16 protein-coding genes and 1 rRNA gene are annotated in these 17,321 nt (G+C 64.9%); 8 read left to right on the top strand and 9 right to left on the bottom strand.

The annotated features are described in order from the left end of the window. Window positions 1-116: ribosomal RNA gene (locus tag U1H99_RS18990) — 16S ribosomal RNA — on the bottom strand; the annotation flags it as partial. Between the two features lie 451 nt (window positions 117-567). Further along, complete coding sequence (locus U1H99_RS18995) at window positions 568-954, bottom strand: winged helix-turn-helix transcriptional regulator (RefSeq protein WP_323143281.1); 387 nt, start codon at window positions 952-954, stop codon at window positions 568-570. 98 nt (window positions 955-1,052) lie between these two features. Between U1H99_RS18995 and U1H99_RS19000 the strand changes: the two genes are divergently transcribed. Next, complete coding sequence (locus U1H99_RS19000) at window positions 1,053-1,781, top strand: SDR family NAD(P)-dependent oxidoreductase (RefSeq protein ID WP_323143282.1); 729 nt, start codon at window positions 1,053-1,055, stop codon at window positions 1,779-1,781. A gap of 10 nt (window positions 1,782-1,791) precedes the next feature. Here U1H99_RS19000 and U1H99_RS19005 read toward each other — a convergent pair whose 3' ends face one another. The 5 genes from U1H99_RS19005 to U1H99_RS19025 form a co-directional block, all read right to left on the bottom strand. Further along, window positions 1,792-2,673 carry a CPBP family intramembrane glutamic endopeptidase gene (locus U1H99_RS19005; RefSeq protein ID WP_323143283.1) on the bottom strand — a complete coding sequence of 294 codons (882 nt, stop codon included), beginning with the start codon at window positions 2,671-2,673 and terminating at the stop codon, window positions 1,792-1,794. 50 nt (window positions 2,674-2,723) lie between these two features. Then, window positions 2,724-3,848, bottom strand: coding sequence for a YncE family protein (locus U1H99_RS19010; RefSeq protein WP_323143713.1), 1,125 nt, complete (start codon window positions 3,846-3,848; stop codon window positions 2,724-2,726). A gap of 164 nt (window positions 3,849-4,012) precedes the next feature. Then, the gene (locus U1H99_RS19015) at window positions 4,013-4,855 is read right to left on the bottom strand and encodes a creatininase family protein (protein ID WP_323143284.1); all 843 of its coding nucleotides are present in this window, start codon (window positions 4,853-4,855) and stop codon (window positions 4,013-4,015) included. Window positions 4,856-4,965: 110 nt separating this feature from the next. Continuing rightward, window positions 4,966-5,439 carry a DUF805 domain-containing protein gene (locus U1H99_RS19020; protein WP_323143285.1) on the bottom strand — a complete coding sequence of 158 codons (474 nt, stop codon included), beginning with the start codon at window positions 5,437-5,439 and terminating at the stop codon, window positions 4,966-4,968. Between the two features lie 95 nt (window positions 5,440-5,534). Then, window positions 5,535-8,045: a TonB-dependent receptor gene (locus U1H99_RS19025; RefSeq protein ID WP_323143286.1), complete on the bottom strand. Its 2,511-nt coding sequence runs from the start codon at window positions 8,043-8,045 to the stop codon at window positions 5,535-5,537. 139 nt (window positions 8,046-8,184) lie between these two features. Here U1H99_RS19025 and U1H99_RS19030 point away from each other — a divergent pair, with 139 nt between their 5' ends. The 3 genes from U1H99_RS19030 (at window position 8,185) to U1H99_RS19040 (ending at window position 10,726) form a co-directional block, all read left to right on the top strand. Further along, on the top strand, window positions 8,185-9,504 hold the full coding sequence (locus U1H99_RS19030) for a sensor histidine kinase (protein ID WP_323143287.1): 1,320 nt from the start codon (window positions 8,185-8,187) through the stop codon (window positions 9,502-9,504). 10 nt (window positions 9,505-9,514) lie between these two features. Next, window positions 9,515-10,153 (top strand): response regulator, encoded by a 639-nt coding sequence (locus U1H99_RS19035; RefSeq protein ID WP_323143288.1) that lies wholly within the window; start codon window positions 9,515-9,517, stop codon window positions 10,151-10,153. 90 nt (window positions 10,154-10,243) lie between these two features. Beyond that, complete coding sequence (locus tag U1H99_RS19040; RefSeq protein WP_323143289.1) at window positions 10,244-10,726, top strand: hypothetical protein; 483 nt, start codon at window positions 10,244-10,246, stop codon at window positions 10,724-10,726. 4 nt (window positions 10,727-10,730) lie between these two features. Here the strand turns inward: U1H99_RS19040 and U1H99_RS19045 are convergent, their stop codons facing one another. Beyond that, window positions 10,731-11,669, bottom strand: a complete 939-nt coding sequence (locus U1H99_RS19045; protein ID WP_323143290.1) for an N-acetylmuramoyl-L-alanine amidase-like domain-containing protein — start codon at window positions 11,667-11,669, stop codon at window positions 10,731-10,733. Between the two features lie 211 nt (window positions 11,670-11,880). Between U1H99_RS19045 and U1H99_RS19050 the strand changes: the two genes are divergently transcribed. The 4 genes from U1H99_RS19050 to U1H99_RS19065 all read left to right on the top strand — a co-directional run bounded on the left by U1H99_RS19050 (window position 11,881) and on the right by U1H99_RS19065 (window position 13,873). Then, a complete protein-coding gene (locus tag U1H99_RS19050; protein ID WP_323143291.1) occupies window positions 11,881-12,132 on the top strand; it encodes a hypothetical protein in 252 nt (83 codons plus the stop codon). Between the two features lie 112 nt (window positions 12,133-12,244). Further along, on the top strand, window positions 12,245-12,739 hold the full coding sequence (locus U1H99_RS19055) for an ankyrin repeat domain-containing protein (protein WP_323143292.1): 495 nt from the start codon (window positions 12,245-12,247) through the stop codon (window positions 12,737-12,739). 137 nt (window positions 12,740-12,876) lie between these two features. Beyond that, window positions 12,877-13,257 carry a hypothetical protein gene (locus tag U1H99_RS19060; protein ID WP_323143293.1) on the top strand — a complete coding sequence of 127 codons (381 nt, stop codon included), beginning with the start codon at window positions 12,877-12,879 and terminating at the stop codon, window positions 13,255-13,257. Between the two features lie 145 nt (window positions 13,258-13,402). Then, window positions 13,403-13,873 carry a DUF4844 domain-containing protein gene (locus U1H99_RS19065; protein ID WP_323143294.1) on the top strand — a complete coding sequence of 157 codons (471 nt, stop codon included), beginning with the start codon at window positions 13,403-13,405 and terminating at the stop codon, window positions 13,871-13,873. A 266-nt stretch (window positions 13,874-14,139) separates the two neighbouring features. Here U1H99_RS19065 and U1H99_RS19070 read toward each other — a convergent pair whose 3' ends face one another. Beyond that, window positions 14,140-17,319 (bottom strand): efflux RND transporter permease subunit, encoded by a 3,180-nt coding sequence (locus tag U1H99_RS19070; RefSeq protein ID WP_323143295.1) that lies wholly within the window; start codon window positions 17,317-17,319, stop codon window positions 14,140-14,142. Between the last annotated feature and the right edge of the window lie 2 nt (window positions 17,320-17,321).

The raw sequence follows: 17,321 nt of genomic DNA on the forward strand, positions 1-17,321 counted from the left end.
TATATTACTCACCCGTTCGCCACTCGCCGCCAGGTTGCCCCGCGCTGCCGTTCGACTTGCATGTGTAAAGCATGCCGCCAGCGTTCAATCTGAGCCAGGATCAAACTCTTCAGTTTAATCTCTGTTTGTTGGCATTGCTGCCATCGGTATTGCTACCGAGTCGCTCACTCAAGATACTGACCGTCATCCCATTGCTGAGACAACGCTTAATACTTTTGTGAACATTTGATAATTTAAGTAATCAGCTAAACTAGTCAGCCGGCACCTTCATCAAACGCCCACACTTATCGACTGTTAATTTTTAAAGAACTTAGGCTCCCGCCGAGGGCGGTACTGCCTTGCCGCATTCTGCGAATCGTTTTGTTCGTCAGCAGCAGAGGAAGAAGATTATGCACTACATCGCTTAACTCGTCAACCCCATCTTTTTCTTCAGCGCCAGCGGTGTTGTCAAAACACCGCGCTCAACTACTTGATTTCGTTCAGCTTTATTTGCGCTGCAGAAGCAGGAGGCGAACTATAGCAAAGCCGAGCCGGGTCTGCAAGATCCTCCTGTTGCGTCGCCGTCACCTACTCTTCCGTGTGCGCTTCGGCGACCGCCCGCGCCGCCTCCAGAGCGGGACCGTGCTCCTGCGCCCAGGCGATTAGTGCCGTAAAGGGCGCCTGCAAGGTCCTGCCCAAGGGCGTGATCGAATACTCGACCGCCACTGGCGACGATGCAATCACGCGCCGGTCCACCAGTCCGTTGCGCTCGAGGCGGCGCAAGGCTTCGGTGAGCGCTTTGTGCGTGATCGGATCGAGGCGCCGCTTGATCGCATTGAAGCGTGAAGGCTGCGTGCAAACCACGGCCAGTATCAGCACCGACCATTTATTGGCGATCTGTTCCAGTACCGGCTTGGTGCCGTTGATCTGTGCAAGGACAGTGTCGAGTGCTGCAGTGTCTGGTGTCGATGTCATGACGGTTTCCTCAAGTATATCTAGTGTATATCAAGTGCGTAATTGACACTAGATATACGCCGTATATCATGAGCCGCCTAACCAATCTGGAGAATCCCATGTTGAAACTCGAAGGAAAAACAGCCCTGGTCACCGGCGGCAACAGCGGTATCGGCCTGGCCATCGCCCACCGTTTCGCGGCCGAAGGCGCGCACGTGTTCATCACCGGCCGGCGCCAGGCGCAGCTCGACACGGCGGCCGCATCGATCGGTGCGCAAGCCACGGCGATCCAGGGCGACGTCAACCGTATAGAAGACCTCGACCGCCTGTTCGACACGATCGATGCGGCCGGCAAAAAGCTCGACATCCTCGTCACCTCGTCCGGCGTGTCGGACTTCTCGACCCTGGACGAGACCACGCCCGAGCACCTCGACGCCGCATTCGGCGTGAACGTGCGCGGCATGGTATTCACGGTGCAGCGCGCCGTGCGCCGGATGACGGACGGCGGCGCCATCGTGCTGGTCGGTTCGATTGCCGGCCAGATCGCCAACCCGGGCTACGGCACCTATTCGGCGACCAAGGCGGCGGTACGCTCGTACGCGCGCACCTGGACCCACGAACTGGCGCCGCGCAACATCCGCGTCAACACCATCAGCCCGGGGCCGATCGATACACCGATGTTCGACAAGGCCAGCGACGAGGTGCGCGAAACGCTGAGCAGCCGCATTCCGTTCAAGCGTCTCGGCCGGCCGGAAGAAGTCGCGGATGCAGCATTGTTCCTGGCCAGCGACGAGAGCCGCTACGTGGCAGGCGCGGAACTGGTGATCGACGGCGGCATGATCGCCTGAGTGGCCGGCTTCAGGGCGTCAGGTACGGATAGCTGAACGCGACGAAGTGCACGGCATTGAGGGCAAAGTGCGTCAGGATGGCGCCCTCGATCCGTCGCGAGCGCAGGTATGCGACGGCGTAGTGGACACCGGCGAGGGTCGCCAATGCCACCAGCAGCGGTCCGCCACGGGCATGCGCCAGCCCGAACAGCAGCGACGACAGCACCGTGGCAAAGAGCACCCCGTACCGCCAGCGCGCCATGCCGCGCGCCAGCCGCTCGAGAATGAAGCCGCGGAAGAAAGCCTCCTCGGTAACGCAGGTGAACAGCAGGTTGGAAGCCAGGAACCAGGCGGAGTATGGCGTCCACTTCCAGTCGGGGCGTACGTAGCCCAGCGCCCAGCCCAGCCCCAGCACGACGACGAGCGTCGACAGCACCACCGGCCATACCTGGCGCAGCATCGCCCGCCAGTCCGCGAGGCGGGATATGCGCTCGCAGAACACGCCCATCAGCACGATCCCGGCCACCGCGGTGTCGGCATTCGCACGCAGGGAAAACGCCGGCGTGTCGGCGGAGAAGCGGATGCCCTCGGCCAGCACCGGATTGTAAAAACCGGGAAAGCGGTGCAGGGCAAACAGGAAGGCGGCGACGCCGGTCAGGACCAGCAGCGGCACCCGTATCCAGGCGCGGCTCGCCACGCGGGCACCGATCGCCAGCGCCGCGTAGGCCAGTATCCACAGTGGCGCGCGCCAGTCGAGCAAACCGCCGGCCAGACCGGCGACGCAGGCCAACGCCAGGCCGGGACACCAGGCCCAGTCGCGCCGTCCACGGATGGCCGGTGCCGGCACCCACAGCAGCAATACCGTCAGGGCCAGCAGGCCAAAGGTCAGGAGAATGCTCGGGTCGGGTGTCATACCGCCGAGTCTACATCGGCGGCACGTGCTTATCCACTATCAGCGCAGCATCAGCGCAGGTTGCCGGTATGCCCCAGCGAATAACGGCCCGGCTGCGGCCATACGGTCAGGCCGTGCGGCTCGCCGCCGACCTTGATCTGGGTGACGGCGCCGCTCTGGGTGTCGAAGCGGTAGGCGACGTCGTCGAAGCGGCCCGACAGCCACAGCCACTTGCCGTCGACGCTGACGTTGCCCATGTCCGGGCTGCCGCCGCCGGGCACCGTCCAGCGCGCGACGATCTTCCCGCTGGCGAAGTCGAGCACCGCCACGCTGCCGCCGCCGTGGCGCTTGCCGTGGATGCGGTGGGTGCCGCGGTTGGCGATGTACAGCAGCTTGCCGTCGCGGCTCGGGTACAGGCCGTGGGTGCCCAGGCCGGCCGGGATGAAGCCGATCTGCTTCAGGTTGTCGCCGTCGACCACGTGCACGCCGTCGGCTTCCATGTCGGCCACGTAGTAGCGCTTGCCGTCCGGGGAGATGCGCACGTCCTGCGGCATGCCCTTGCGCGAGCTGCACACCTCGTCGGCGCCCGGGATGCGCGGATCGGCGCCTTCGCGCAGGCGCGTCGCAGGCATCGACAGCTTCAGGTAGCCGGCCACCTTGTGCGACACCATGTCGATCTTGGCCAGGCTGCCGTCGAACTCGCAGGTGAACAGCGCGTAGCGGCCGTCGATCGAGAATTCGGCGTGGTTGATGCCGCCGCATTGCGGCACGTCGATCGCGTACTGCATCGCCATCGTGTGCGGATCGCGGAAGTCGAGGCGGTGGCGGGCCTCGGCCACCACGATCGCCGACTTGCCGTCCGGCGTGAAGTACATGTTATATGGGTCGTCGACCGGCACCGCCGGCCCCGGCTTGCCGGTGCGCGGGTCGATCGGGGTCAGGCTGCCGGTATTCCGGCGCTCGGCATTGTTGGCCACCCACAGGGTGCGCAGGTCCCACGACGGGATAACGTGCTGCGGACTGGTGCCGACCTTGAAGCGGTCGACCACCTTCATAGTGGCCGGGTCGATCACGCTGACGTCGTTGCTGCGCAGGTTCGGCACGTAGATGCGCTGCAGGTCGCCGCGCACCGCGGGACTCAGGTGCGACGGTCCGATTTCGCTGTACACGTTGCGGGCGTCGACCACCGGCGCCATGCCGGGCACGGTGGCGATGCGTGCCGGCTGGGGGCTCGCCGGAGGCGGCGGCGTTTGGGCACCGGACGCGCCGATGACGCGCGTGGCGACGACGGCGCCGCCGGCCAGGATGGCCAGGCCCAGGCAGGCAGCGGCAATTCTTTTGAAGGGCACGATGGACTTCTCTACGGTTGTTTGGATGGATTCTTGGCGCCGGTCGCGGCCCGGATGGCGGCCACCGAGGCGTCGACGATGCGGGTCACGCCGAGCTGGCCCAGTTCGGCCGACGCGCGGGTCGGGTCGCCGCGCACGCCGCCGTTCGGCCCCGCCTTGGCGCCGGCGGCCAGCAACCCGCTGCGCACGCCGGCCGGATCCAGCGCCAGCGACAGGCTGGTGTCGGCCAGGCCGGCATGCAGGCCGATTTCGGCGTCGCCGTGGCCGCGGCGCTTCAGGTCGGCCACATAGCCGGCCTGGGTGGCCTGGTAATAATCGAGCAAGGCATGGGCGCGGCATCTGCCTTTCGCATTTACGCGCGCCGCGGCCTTTTCTTCGCTTTTCTGGTAGCCACCATGGTCACCCAGGAAGAACACGTCGCGCACGCCGTGCTGGCACAGGCTGCGCGCGGTGGATTCGAGCATGGATTCGAAGGCGGCTTCCGGAATCGAGAGAGTGCCGGCAAAGCGCATGTGCCCTGCCGGCGGCGCGATCGCGCCCTCGGGTACGTAGGCGATCACCGGCGCGACAGTGGCGTTGCCGAGGCGCTGCGCGATGCGGCCGGCCAGGATGTGCGCGCGCACGTTGTGCTTGCCGAGCACGATATGGGGTCCGCTCTGCTCGGTGCCGCCGATCGGCACCAGCGCCGTGGTGGCGCCGGCATCGATACGCGCCTGCAGTTCGGGCGAAGTCAGCTCTTCCATATAGACGCTGGGCGCGCCACCGGCCGAGGCCAGCGTGGGCACGGCCAAGGCCAGCGCCATGCCAGCCATCGCGGACGCCCTGCGGCGCCATGTGTTCTGCAGGTGAAGCATTGTGATCCGTATTCCTGGTGCATCGCCGACGCGGCTTGGCCTATTGTAGAGCATGGCGCCAGGAAGGCGCGGACGATTTCAGCTTCGCGTAAGGCTGTAAGGACAGCGCGTCAAATGCCCTGTTCCATTTCGTCGTGGGCGCGCTGGGTAGTCGACTTGTGCGGCGCCAGCGCGAAGGCGGCCAGCACGCCGGCCAGGAACACCACCGGCACCGCCCAGGCCAGCGCGATCACGCCGCGCGTGTTCGGACCCGGCGCCGGCCCGAAGCGGTTTTCGGCCGGGCTGCCCGGCGCGAACAGCAGCCACAGGCCGATGATGAGATTGACGACCGGGACCAGCAGCCCGAGCGCGATCCAGCGGCTGCGGCCCAGATCGTGCAACCGGCGCCCGCCGACGACGATGCCGATCGCCGCCGAGGCGCCAACCGACAGCCAGGTGGCGACCGTGTCGCCGGCCAGGCCAGCCAGCAGCAAGGTGGCCAGCAGCACCAGCATGCCGAACGCGAAGCTGTAGGCCAGGTAGCGTACCCGTCCGATACGCCCGTGCAGTTGAAAGAGGACCGGGGTAGTAGTCGAGTCGTTCATGTTGCGCCCAAGAATGCCAAAGGCCGGCATCTTACAGCGTTTGGCGGATTCTTTCAGCCGCGTGCCCGGCGTCGAGGCTTGGCAGTCGGCCCGTCTCAACGCGTCAACGTGTAGCGCAGCCCAGCCCACACGGTGCGCGGCGCCCCCGGCGCATAGAAGGTCGCGTGGACCACGCCGGCATTGTCGCCCTGCGCCGCGAACGGCCGTGCGCTGAAATTGCCGTCCGGGGTGAAACCGGTCGCGTTCACCTGCGCTGCCGTCGCATAGCGCCGGTCGAACAGGTTGTTCACCTGTACGAACAGGCGCAGGCGCGGCTGCAGTTCCCATGTGCTGCCGAGGTCGAACACCGCATAGCCGCTTGAACGTCCGCTGCCGACAAAATGGATGCCTTCCGGCTGGTGCAAGCCATTCTCGTTGCCGCGCGCGTTCGAACCCGATACCGCCAGCACGCCGGCTTCGACCGACCACGCCGGCGTGATGCGCCAGTCGGCGCGCGCCTTGAACACATGGCGCGGCGCCAGCGGGATGCGGTCGCCCGGCGCGATGGCGATGTTGCCGTCCTGGTCCGCGCTGCTGTTGGCTGCGCCGTTGAGCAATTCTGGACTTCTAAAGGTCGCGTCCAGCCAGGTATAGTGAAGCGACCAGTCGAGCGAACGCGCCCGCCCTTCGGCGCCCAGTTCCAGCCCCTGGCGCCGGGTCTTGCCGACGTTGCGGAAGTAGCCAAAGCCGGCCGCGTTGTCGGCCACGAACAGGATATCGTCGACGTTGTCGGCCCGGAACAGCCCGGCATTCCAGCGCACCGGGCCGGCGGTGCCGCGCAAACCCGCCTCCCAGGTCTTGGTGACGACCTGGCGCAGCGGCGGATCGCCGGCCATCGCATTCGGCAGCTTGCACGGGTTGTCGGGGTCGGCGCAGCCCAGCTCCACCGCGGTCGGGGTGCGGCTGCCCTGGTTGTAGCCGCCGTACACGGTAAGCGCCCGCAGCGGCGTCCAGCTGGCGCCGATGGCCGGGTTGAAGCGGCCGAAGCCGTGGTCGCCGTCGAGCGAGCCGGGGCCGCCGCCGGGGGTGATGCGGTCGCGGTTGTGCACGATCGTGCGGTTGTAGCGGCCGGACAGCGTCAGGTGCAACGTTTCGCCGACGTCCAGCGTATCGGTGGCGAACACGCTGGCGGTGCGCGTGCGTCCGCGCAGGTCGACGCGGGCATCGACCGGGGTGCCGTCGTCGTCGAGCACGCTGCCGTCGGCAAAGAAGTCGACCGGCGTGATGCTGCGGTCGGGATTCAGGTAGCCGAATTGCGCCGACTGGCGGAAGTCGACCCGGCTGGCGTCGACGGCGGCCCCGGCGCTGAACAGGTTGCGCCGCCCCAGGAGTGGCCCGTCCCAGGTGGCCTGGACGCTGAGGCCGCCGTTCTGCTGGCGGCTGTCGCTGCGGTTCAGCAGGCCGTTGCACTTCTCGGCCGGCTCGTCGCCCAGAAGCACGTTGGCGATGCAGCGCCAGGAGGGAAACGGCGTGTTGGCGGCGTTCGCCCCGGCCAGCGGAAAACCGGTGTAGCCGGCCGCCGCCAGCGCCGCCCGCTCGGCGGCGCCGGGCTGGTACATCGACTGGTCCAGGCTGTCGTCGTTGAGGTCGCCGTTCAGGGTGGCGGTGCGGATACGCCGGTAGTAGGCGTTGCCGGACAGGCGCAGATGATCGCCGACTGCCTGGCTGGCCGCCAGGTTGAACAGCAGCGAACGGTTACGGGTCTGGTCCGGCACGGTGTACACGCTGGCGTAGTCGCGCGCCAGCAGGCGCCCTTCCTGCAGGCCATTGCCGGTCAGGCGGCTCGGCGCCAGCGCGGCGCTCAGCGCGACGTCGGTGCGGCTGTCGGTCCAGCCGACCTTGCCGAACAGCTGGCCGAGCCGGGTCGGGGAGGCATCGCGCCAGCCGTTGTCGCGGAAACCGCTGCCGCTGAGGTACCAGTGCCAGCCGCGGGCGTCGTGGCCGCCGTGCTCGAATGCGAGCTCGGTGCGGCCATGGCTGCCGGCCAGCACCTGCAGCGCCGTGCCGGGCGCGTGCAGGCCATCCTTGGTGCGGATCGCGAGCGCACCACCCAGCGTGTTCAGGCCGAACAGCGGATTCGAGCCGGGCATCAGCGTCACCGAGGCGATCGCCGCGCGCGGGATCAGGTCCCAGCTGACCACGTCGCCGAAGGGCTGGTTGATGCGCACGCCGTCCAGGTAGACCGACAAGCCCTGCGGCGTGCCGAGCAGCGGCGAGGCGGTGAAGCCGCGGAAATTGACGTCCGGCTGGAACGGGTTACCCTGGATGTCGTTGACGTACACGCTGCCCAGGCGCCGGTTGAGGGCGTCCGGCAGGTTGGCGCTGTCGGGGCCGGTGGCGGCGCCGCTGTCGAGAGTCTGCACGTTGGCCGGCACCTGGTCGCGCGGCAGGTCGAGGCCGGGCAGCGGCGTGACGCCGACCACCTCGACGGTGGCGATCGCGGTCGCGCGCTGTGCCGCCGGCTGTGAGACCGCTGTCCCCGACCAGCCGGCCGCGAGGGCCGCGGCGATGGCCAGGCACAGGCGTTTTCGCGCAATGGGACACCGTGCTGCCGCGTGCTGAGCCATGGAATCTCCTCGTGTTCTTCAGTTGTAATTATGCCAAGCCGCACTACGGCGCCGCCAGGGAAAATTTCCCGACATGCGCAGTGTATGCGTGGCACGCCGCTTGCATGAACAGAGGCAAACAAGTCAAAACGAGGAGACCATGGACCTGCGCCGCCGCCTGATCGGCTCGCTCGGCCTGCTGCTGGGGAGCCTGCTTGCGATCATCGCCGTCATCCAGCTGGTATCGCTGCGCAGCGATATCGACGCCGAAGTCGAGGCCTCGACACGCCTGGTCAACGTGCTGCTGGCGGCGACCGATCCGCCGTCAGCCGCTGCGCCCGGGCCATCGCTGGCGCAGCGCCTGGCCGCCGGCGGCTTGCGCCACCTGAGCATCCGCACGCCGGAGCAGCCGCCGCCGGTCTACCAGCCGCATCCGCTGCTCAACCGCCTCGGCCTGGCGCCGCCCGAGCGCGGCGAGCAGGCGATCCGCATCGGCGACCAGATGCTGTACATCGCCCCGAAGCCGCGTTCCGAAATCGATGAACGCCTGGCGGACACTGTTCAAATATGGAGCACTCTGCTGTTCTTTTTCGGAACAACCCTCCTGGTGACCTGGTGGTGCGCCGACCGCGCGCTGGCGCCGGTGCGTGAACTCGAGGCCAGCCTGCAGCGCCTGGCGCGCGGCGAGCCCGATCCCGCCCTGCCCGCCTTTGCGCTGCGCGAATTCGGCCGCGTTGCGCGCGCCATCGAGCACCTGGCCGGGGCCCTGGCAGATGCCCGCGCCGCCCAGCGCGACCTGGCGCGCCAGCTGATCGCGGTGCAGGAAGACGAGCGCCGTGCGCTGGCGCGCGAACTGCACGACGAAATGGGCCAGACCATGACCGCACTGAACGTCACCGCTGCCCACCTGGCGCGCAACGCCGCCCGGCTGCCGCCGCCGGCGGTGGCCGAGTGCGCCAGCGACCTGCGGCGCGACCTGCGCACCTGCAGCGAGCAGCTGCGCGCGATGCTCAAGACGCGGCGCCCGCACGGCCTGCACGCCAGTGGCCTGGCGTACACGCTGGGCGAGCTGGTGCAGGGCTGGCGCGGCCGCCATACCGAGATCGATTTCTCGCTCGACCTGGCGCAGCCGCTGTCCGGCATCGACGACGCGCTGGCGCTGACGGTCTACCGCGTGGTGCAGGAAGCGCTGACCAATGCCGTGCGCCACAGCGGCGCGCGCCACTGCACGGTGCGGATCGCCGCCGGCCCGGGCCTGCTCGCGCTCGAGGTCAGCGACGACGGCCGCGGCGTGCCGGCGAACGCGTGCACATTGCACTGGCACGGCGGCCTGCTCGGCATGCGCGAGCGGGTCGACATGGCCGGTGGCCAGCTCGACATCCTGCCGAATCCGGGCGGCGGCCTATGCCTGCGTGCCCGGTTCCCGCTGGCGGCCGTGGTCACACAGCCGGCCGCCCCGACCGAAAGAGCACTGCCATGAGCCCGCTGTCATGATCCATATTGTCCTGGTCGACGACCACACCATCGTCCGCAGCGGCTACCGCCGCCTGCTGTCCGCCGAACCCGATTTCGAGGTCGTCGGCGAAGCCGCCACAGTGCAGGAAGCGAACGCGCTGGTGGGACGCGTGCAGCCCGATGTCGCCGTGGTCGACCTGAGCTTGAAAGGCAGCAGCGGCCTCGAAGCCATCACCGGCATGCTGGCACGCCTGCCCCAGCTGCGCGTGCTGGTGCTGTCGATGCACGACGGCGCCGGCCACCTGGCCCAGGCGCTGAAGGCCGGCGCCCACGGCTATCTGACCAAATGCAGCGAACCCGAGGAAGTCATCGACGGCATCCGTGGCGTGATGCGCGGCCGGCGCGTGCTGTCGCGCGACATGCAGGCACTGGCGGCGCCCGAGGGCGACAGCGCGCTGCACGAACTGAAACCGCGCGAGTTCGAGCTGCTGCGCCTGCTCGTGCACGGCGAGTCGGTGCAGGACATCGCGGCCGCCATGCACCTGAGTCCGAAGACGGTGCTGAATTGCCTGACCTCGATCCGGCAGAAGCTGCATGCCGAGAACGATTTCAAATTGATGCATCTGGCGGCGCGCTCGGGGCTGGTCGAGTTTGGCGCTGGGGTGCCGGTGTGATCGATACCTTGTACGGGATCGCAGACTGCGTTCTAATAGGTCCGGCAGCCGCAGTCTGCGATACAGAATAATTGTCCGGAGCGCCACGAATTGAACGACATTGCGTTCGAAAAGATCGACGGTTCCAGGAGCGCAAAGCTGGACGCTGGCTACGTCATGAGCGCTCTTGCGCTGCTTGGTGGCGTACTGCTATTTTCTACAGCCACAGGAACGGGCGCATCTGTTGCCGGCGGCGTCATCCTCGCCATGGCGGTTCTCGGCTATGTCCAGCTCTTGCGGAAGGCACCAAAGCTGCATTACTTCCGCTACTTCTGGCTGGACCAGGATGGTATCCACCATATCGAAGGCAACAGCCCGACCGACCGGACTGCGCATTTCGCGTGGCATGAAATCGACAGCGCCGATGCCTCGACATCAGGCGATGACTTCAGGGGACTCGTGCTCACGTTAAAGCGCCGGGGCATGCAGGGCGTACCAGTCCTCCTGACGATGGAAAACGCCCAGGAGGCAGCGGCTGCAATACGAGAAGCCATGGACTCCGCGCATGATCGTGACCGGTCAGCTGGCTATTGAGAGTTCACGAAGGCCGCGGCTGCGGCGCCATCGGCGGCACGACAATGTCGTCGTTCAGGCGCAGGAACTTGAAGCCGATCAGCGTCGACCCCTTCTTGCCCGCTTGCCGGTTGCGTTCCTCGCGCGCTTCGGCGCGGGCGATGAAGCTGGCGAAGGTTTCTTCGCGCACCGCCGGGTCGGACGAATGCAGGAAGTGACGCTCGCCGTCCGGACCGAGCACCACCAGACCGACGTGGGTGACCATGGTCTTTCCGTCGGCGAGGAGCGAGACCACGTTGACGTAGTCGCCTTCGCGCAGCTGGCTGGCTAGCGCGACGGCGCGCGCTTTCGGCACGTAGGCCTGGCGGCTGGTTTCGACCGGAATGTCGGCATCGGTGTGATGGCGCGTCCTGAGGAAAGTCGCGCGGTCGACTGTCATGGGGTAGCTCGGGCCGTCCGAGCCGACGAGCTGGGCGCTGACGTCGGTCACCAGCCAGCGGTTGGCAACGTTCCAGTCCAGCTCCGTATAGTGGTTGCGCGTCGCGACGCCGATGATGCCGTCGCGGTAGCGGATGCGCTGCAGCATCCAGAAGAACTCGTCCCACGATTTCGACAACGCCATCGCGTAGGTGTGTTCGACGAAGACCGTGCAATCGCTGTGATCGAGACTGAACATCGGCAGCGCGTCGTGTACCTGGAACGGGAATTCGCCCAATAAATTTAGGCGGTACGGCTGGCCGATGTTCTTGCGCGCGATCGCGGCGATGCGCCTGCGCACGTCGGGCTCGTGGGCGTGCTCCCAGGCGAGGTAGCGTCCGACCTCGACCGGCTGCATCTGGTAGAGCGGCTTCGCCGGCTGCCCGTCGATTGGCTCGGTAGTAGACGTGCTGGCCAGCGCAGCCGACATGCAGGCCGCGCCTAAGGCTGCGCTAACGATGGCGATGAACGAACGGGCAAGACGCATGCTTTTCTTTAGAGAAAATTCTACGTTACCCCGGCCGGGCTGGAGCATCAAGGAGAATTTGCTGGTCTGCGTTGCTGGCGCATGATCTTGTATGTCTGACCGTCAGCCTGATAAAGGTCGTATTTGCCAATAAACAACAGGAATCGTATATTGCGTCTCTGGCGAACTTCCGCAACTGGCCACAAGCAGACATTGATTACTGGAGAACACGATGCAGTATCGATATCAATTCGCATCCGATGTTATCCGAGACAGCATGGGGCTAGAACTCACGGACGAGAGTTGGAACGTTCTCGCCAAGGTATTCAGGTGCGATGCTGATCACTCGTTAACCATCTCGTCGTTTTCTGAAGGACTGCCGTTCACAGAAATAGAAAAGCTCGTGCTGATGGCAAGGAAAGAGCTCGGACCGTTCGAGGACGGAACGCCACTGCCAGAACGGCGCGAACTAAACGATGAATAGGTGAACTGTCCGCTCCGGGTCGGCTACTGCCGTACACTAGAGAACAGCAACCGGCCAGAAGCTGACGTTCCCGACCATTACGCCACACAACTATTTAACCTATTCGACATTTATGTCTTTACCTCTTCAAGAGCATTTCGGAAGTGTTGCAATAGAAGAAATCTTGATTAAGTACGCAAGCCATGTGGAGTTCTTAGGTGGAGACCTGAACGATGTAGAGCAAGTCGGCGCGTTTGGATCGCAAATTATTCACTTAGCATCGTTTGCAAACCAGTGCACGGATATCGTAGCTCTCCTTCAGGCCGGAGCGAATACGAATGCAGTGGGAGACCTTGGACTCCGGCCGCTACACTATGCCGTGTTAGGCGGAGCGATTGAGGCTGCCTATATCCTTTTACAGAGCGGCGCGAACGTACTAAACGAAAACGAGTTCGGAGAAACGCCCGCGCAGATGGCGGGCATTCTTAACGAGCTGGCCCTAGAAGAAATGCTTTCTTTCTGTATTGTTGGGCAAATAGGTGCATGTCACGACGGCGGCTCAATCGCAAGACGGCGCTGGCTTGACTTCCGTGCAATTCAGCAAGAAAATTTTTATCCTTATCCCTAGCAAACGCCTGTAATGCGTCGATTGCGGATGCTTGTAACAGCCTAAGGGTTTTTCGCCTCGGTAACCTGCGATGCTGGCTAGACCGTATGCTACCGGTCAGGAACTGACATTTGAAATAGACACTGATTAGGAAGAAGATGGTCTTTGACGATGACTTCAAGGCTTGGTTAACAAGTTCAACGAGTGCAGGTGTTCCCGCGTCGGTTCGAGCGTTTTCGTTCAATCTGTATGAGTTGCAAAAAGACGGCTCGGCATTCGGGGTCGAGCTAATCGGCTCTTCCGATTTTGACACCGAAGGTAGCGACTGGGCCTGTAACGAAGTCTGGGCGGCGACTCCTCGAATGCTGGCGATTCCTGTAGCGTTCTCCTCTCGTTCTTGGGAAGCATGTTTGGAAGCGGTGAAGAGGATGGTAATTGCGGCCGTTGATGAGAATAACACCTGTAAAGTGCTCAAAACTCGGGAAGGAATTGCAGTTGGGTTTGTCGACGGTGACCTTGAACTGGTCTGGCAAAGGTAGCTCGCGCTATACCCGCTTCGGGTCGAAAGCTGCCCGTCGTGACAGTCGGCGAGTTTGTCTGCGCCACAGCCTGCTATGCTGGCTCGACCGTCCGCTACCGGCCAGGATCGGACGCTCTGATACATACTAATAACGAGGAGGCAATTTGCTTTTCAAAGCGCTCGCCAGCATCGTCATAGTGTTTGTTTTGATTCTGATTGCCGGGCTTTCTGGGCTCAGCTTCCGAGTTTGGCCAACTGGATTCGATGACTACAAGCTGACCGTAACGCCTGAAGTTCTACAGCGCTTACGCAGTTTGCAGTCGGAGCGAAAATTTGGTCCTGATAGCGTCACCTTCTATCCCGGCGCTATGAACGAAGTCGACAGGCTGAAGGCGCAACAAGCCGTGGATTCGACCATACAGGCTCTCATTGCAGAGTTGCCCAAGCATCCGCAGCGATCGACAGTCCTCAGAGCGATGAAGAACACCTTGGCCAAGTTCGACGCGCCAGAATCTGAGGAGCGCGATCAGGTTCTGGCGTATTTGACCAAAGTGATGGAAATTTGTGGTGTCCATAGCTCTGCCGAACTATTCAGTGTCTGGCGTTATGGATTTCCTTACGGCTGGTTTTTCTGAGGCAAACGGCTTCCGCAGCGAATGCTTTGACTGGAAGATCCGCTTTGGGTCGATTTCAGCCGTACGCAGCCACCGTCTTGGTGTTACGCGGAAGGGTCTGTTCTTTGCCGGACTGATGCCATAGCCAGCCACGCATTTCTCGACGAGCCACAGTCCCTTATCGCAGCCCGTCTGCCAGTGCACCCGCCATCGCCGGATGTGGGTAGACCACGTGTTCGTAACCTGGCGTTAATTCCGAGTTCAAGATTTCCTAAGCAAGTTTGTGTTCATGTGACAGGCCGCGGCGGCGGCGGCGGCGCCGGCGGCGCATCCGAACGTACAGGCTCCCTGCGCCGCACCCGCAATTTCTCGGCAATGAACACATAAAACATCGGAATCAGGAAGGTGGCGAGGAAGGTCGCCGCCAGCATCCCGCCCAGCACGCCGCGCCCGACCGCATTCTGGCTGGCCGAACCGGCGCCGCGCGCCAGCGCCAGCGGCAGCACGCCCAGCCCGAATGCGAGCGAGGTCATCAGGATCGGGCGCAAGCGGATGTGGGCTGCCTCCAGGGCCGCATCGGCGGCGCTGCGCCCCTGGGCAGACAGTTCGCGCGCGAATTCCACGATCAGGATCGCGTTCTTGGCCGACAGCCCGACGGTGGTCAAGAGGCCGATCTGGAAATACACGTCGTTGGCCATGCCGAAGCCGGATGCCATCAGCAGCGCGCCCAGCACGCCGATCGGCACTACCATGATCACCGACACCGGGATCGACCAGCTTTCGTACAGCGCCGCCAGGCTCAGGAACACGACCAGCACCGACAGAGCGTATAAAAGGGGCGCCTGCTGGCCGGCCTCGACCTGCTGGCGCGAGATCCCGGTCCACTCGAAGCCGGTGCCGGGCGGCAGCCGCTGGGCCAGCGTCTCCATGACTTCGATCGCCTCGCCGGTGCTGTGTCCGGGCGCGCCGGCACCCTGGATCTCGAATGAAGAAACACCGTTGTAGCGTTCGCGCTTGGGCGAGCCGTAGATCCAGCGGCCGCTGGCGAAGGCCGTGAACGGCACCATGGTCCCGGCGGCGTTGCGCACGTAGATCCCGTCCAGGTCCTGCGGCCCCATGCGGAAAGGCGCGTCGGCCTGCATGAAGACGCGCTTCAGGCGGCCGTCGACGTCGAGGAAGAAGTTGACGAAGCTCGAGGCCCAGGCCGCCGAGAAGCTCTGGTCGACCTGGCTCAGCACCAGTCCAAGCGCGCTGGCTTTTTCGCGGTCGACCTCGATCGCGAACATCGGATTATCCTCGAGACCGTTGGGACGCACGCCGGCCAGCACCGGATGCTGGCGCGCCATGCCGAGCAGCTGGTTGCGCGCCTGCAGCAAGCCTTCGTGCCCGAGTCCGCCGCGGTCCATAAGTTCGAAGTCGAAGCCGGATGCGGTGCCCAGCTCGGGGATTGGCGGCGGATTGACAGGGATCACCAGCGCGCCCTGGTAGCCGCCGAAGCGGCGCGCGATCCGGCCCATCAGCGCCGGCACTCGCAGTGCGCTGCCGGCACGCTCGTCGAAGGGCCGGAAGTGCACGAACAGTAGACCCTGGTTCTGGCCGCGGCCGGCAAAATTGAAGCCGCTGACCTCGAAGGCGGCATCGACGATGCGGCCCTCCTCGTTCAGCAGATAGTGATTGATCTCGCTCAGCACGGCGGCGGTGCGCCCGTGGTTGGCATTGGCCGGCAATTGCGCCAGCACGAACATGTAGCCCTGGTCTTCGTCCGGCAGGAAGGACGAGGGCAGGCGCCAGAACAGCAGCACCACAGCCGCCACCACGCCGAGGTAGACCAGCAGCCAGCGCCGGTAGCGCGCGATGATGGCGCGCACGCCGCCCATGTAGCGGCCGCGCACGTGTTCGAAGCCACGGTTGAACCAGCCGAAGAAGCCGTGTTTCCCGGCCTTCTCCTTGCCGCCCTCCTTCGGTCCGGGCGGTTTCAGGATGGTGGCGCACAGGGCCGGACTGAGCGACAGCGCGACGAACACCGACAGCAGCATCGCCGACACGATCGTCAGCGAAAACTGGCGGTAGATGGTGCCCACCGAGCCGCTCGAAAACGCCACCGGCACGAACACTGCCGATAGCACGGTGGCCACGCCGACCAGCGCGCCGCCGATCTGGCTCATCGCCTTGCGCGTCGCCTCCACGGGCGGCAAGCCCTCCTCTTCCATGATGCGCTCGACGTTCTCGACTACCACGATGGCGTCGTCGACCAGCAAGCCGATCGCCAGCACCAGGCCGAACATCGACAGGATGTTGATCGTGAAGCCGGCCGCCGCCATGATGCCGAAGGTCCCGAGCAGCACCACCGGCACCGCGACGGTCGGCACCAGCGTCGCGCGGAGGTTCTGCAGGAACAGGTACATCACCAGGAACACCAGCGCGATGCCCTCGAACAGGGTTTTCACCACTTCGATCATCGACTCGCGGATGAAGGGTGCGGCGTCCAGCGGATACACCGCCTTCAGGCCCGGCGGGAAATACGGTCGCAGGCGGTCGACCAGGGCGTGGATCTCGGCGCTGGTATCGAGCGCGTTGGCGCCCGGCGCCAGGTAGATGCCGATGCCCGAGGACGGACGGCCGTTGTACTTGCTGTCGATATTGTAGTTTTCGGCGCCGCGTACCACCCGTGCGACGTCGCCCAGGCGCACCTGGGCGCCGTCCGGCAGCACTTTCAGCAGCACGTCCTCGAACTGGCGCGGCGTGCGCAGCAGCGTGGCGGCGCGAATGGTAGCGCTGAACTGCTGCGGACCGGCGGCGGGCGCGCCGCCGAGCTGGCCGCCGGCGATCTGGACGTTCTGGGCCTGCAGCGCATTGCCGACGTCCACCGGCGTCAGGCCATAGTTATTCAGCTTGTTCGGGTCGAGCCAGATGCGCATCGCATACTGGGTGCCGAACACGGTGAAGTTGCCGACCCCGCCGACGTGGCTCACCGGGTCCTGGACGCGCGAGACGATGTAGTTGGCAATGTCTTCCCGGCTCATGCTGCCGTTTTCCGAGACGAAGCCGACCACCATCAGGAAGGACGCGCTCGACTTCGTTACCCGGATGCCCTGCAGCTGGACTGCGCCCGGCAACTGCGGCACGGCCAGCTGCAGCTTGTTCTGGACCTGCACCTGGGCGATGTCGGGGTCGGTGCCGGGTGCGAAGGTCAGCGTGATCACGCCCTGGCCGCTGTCATCGCTGGTGGCCGACAGATAGATTAGGTGGTCGAGGCCGCTCATCTGCTGTTCGACGACCTGCACCACGGTCGATTCCACCGTCTCGGCGGAGGCGCCCGGATAGGTGGCGGTGACCTGGATCGATGGCGGCGCCGTCGACGGATACTGCTCGATCGGCATGCGCAGGATCGACAGTGCGCCCAACAGCGACATCAGGATCGCGATGACGATCGCAAAGATCGGGCGGGCGATGAAGAAGGCGGACATGG

It is taken from the genome of Massilia phyllosphaerae, assembly GCF_034659755.1.
Taxonomy (GTDB): domain Bacteria; phylum Pseudomonadota; class Gammaproteobacteria; order Burkholderiales; family Burkholderiaceae_D; genus Telluria; species Telluria phyllosphaerae.

Coding starts and splice junctions, on each gene's coding strand:
- U1H99_RS19060 (WP_323143293.1), top strand. CDS start 12,877: ATGGTCTTTGACGATGACTTCAAGGCTTGGTTAACAAGTTCAACGAGT.
- U1H99_RS19055 (WP_323143292.1), top strand. CDS start 12,245: ATGTCTTTACCTCTTCAAGAGCATTTCGGAAGTGTTGCAATAGAAGAA.
- U1H99_RS18995 (WP_323143281.1), bottom strand. CDS start 954: ATGACATCGACACCAGACACTGCAGCACTCGACACTGTCCTTGCACAG.
- U1H99_RS19035 (WP_323143288.1), top strand. CDS start 9,515: ATGATCCATATTGTCCTGGTCGACGACCACACCATCGTCCGCAGCGGC.
- U1H99_RS19000 (WP_323143282.1), top strand. CDS start 1,053: ATGTTGAAACTCGAAGGAAAAACAGCCCTGGTCACCGGCGGCAACAGC.
- U1H99_RS19045 (WP_323143290.1), bottom strand. CDS start 11,669: ATGCGTCTTGCCCGTTCGTTCATCGCCATCGTTAGCGCAGCCTTAGGC.
- U1H99_RS19015 (WP_323143284.1), bottom strand. CDS start 4,855: ATGCTTCACCTGCAGAACACATGGCGCCGCAGGGCGTCCGCGATGGCT.
- U1H99_RS19020 (WP_323143285.1), bottom strand. CDS start 5,439: ATGAACGACTCGACTACTACCCCGGTCCTCTTTCAACTGCACGGGCGT.
- U1H99_RS19070 (WP_323143295.1), bottom strand. CDS start 17,319: ATGTCCGCCTTCTTCATCGCCCGCCCGATCTTTGCGATCGTCATCGCG.
- U1H99_RS19050 (WP_323143291.1), top strand. CDS start 11,881: ATGCAGTATCGATATCAATTCGCATCCGATGTTATCCGAGACAGCATG.
- U1H99_RS19005 (WP_323143283.1), bottom strand. CDS start 2,673: ATGACACCCGACCCGAGCATTCTCCTGACCTTTGGCCTGCTGGCCCTG.
- U1H99_RS19025 (WP_323143286.1), bottom strand. CDS start 8,045: ATGGCTCAGCACGCGGCAGCACGGTGTCCCATTGCGCGAAAACGCCTG.
- U1H99_RS19030 (WP_323143287.1), top strand. CDS start 8,185: ATGGACCTGCGCCGCCGCCTGATCGGCTCGCTCGGCCTGCTGCTGGGG.
- U1H99_RS19010 (WP_323143713.1), bottom strand. CDS start 3,848: ATGGCGCCGGTGGTCGACGCCCGCAACGTGTACAGCGAAATCGGACCG.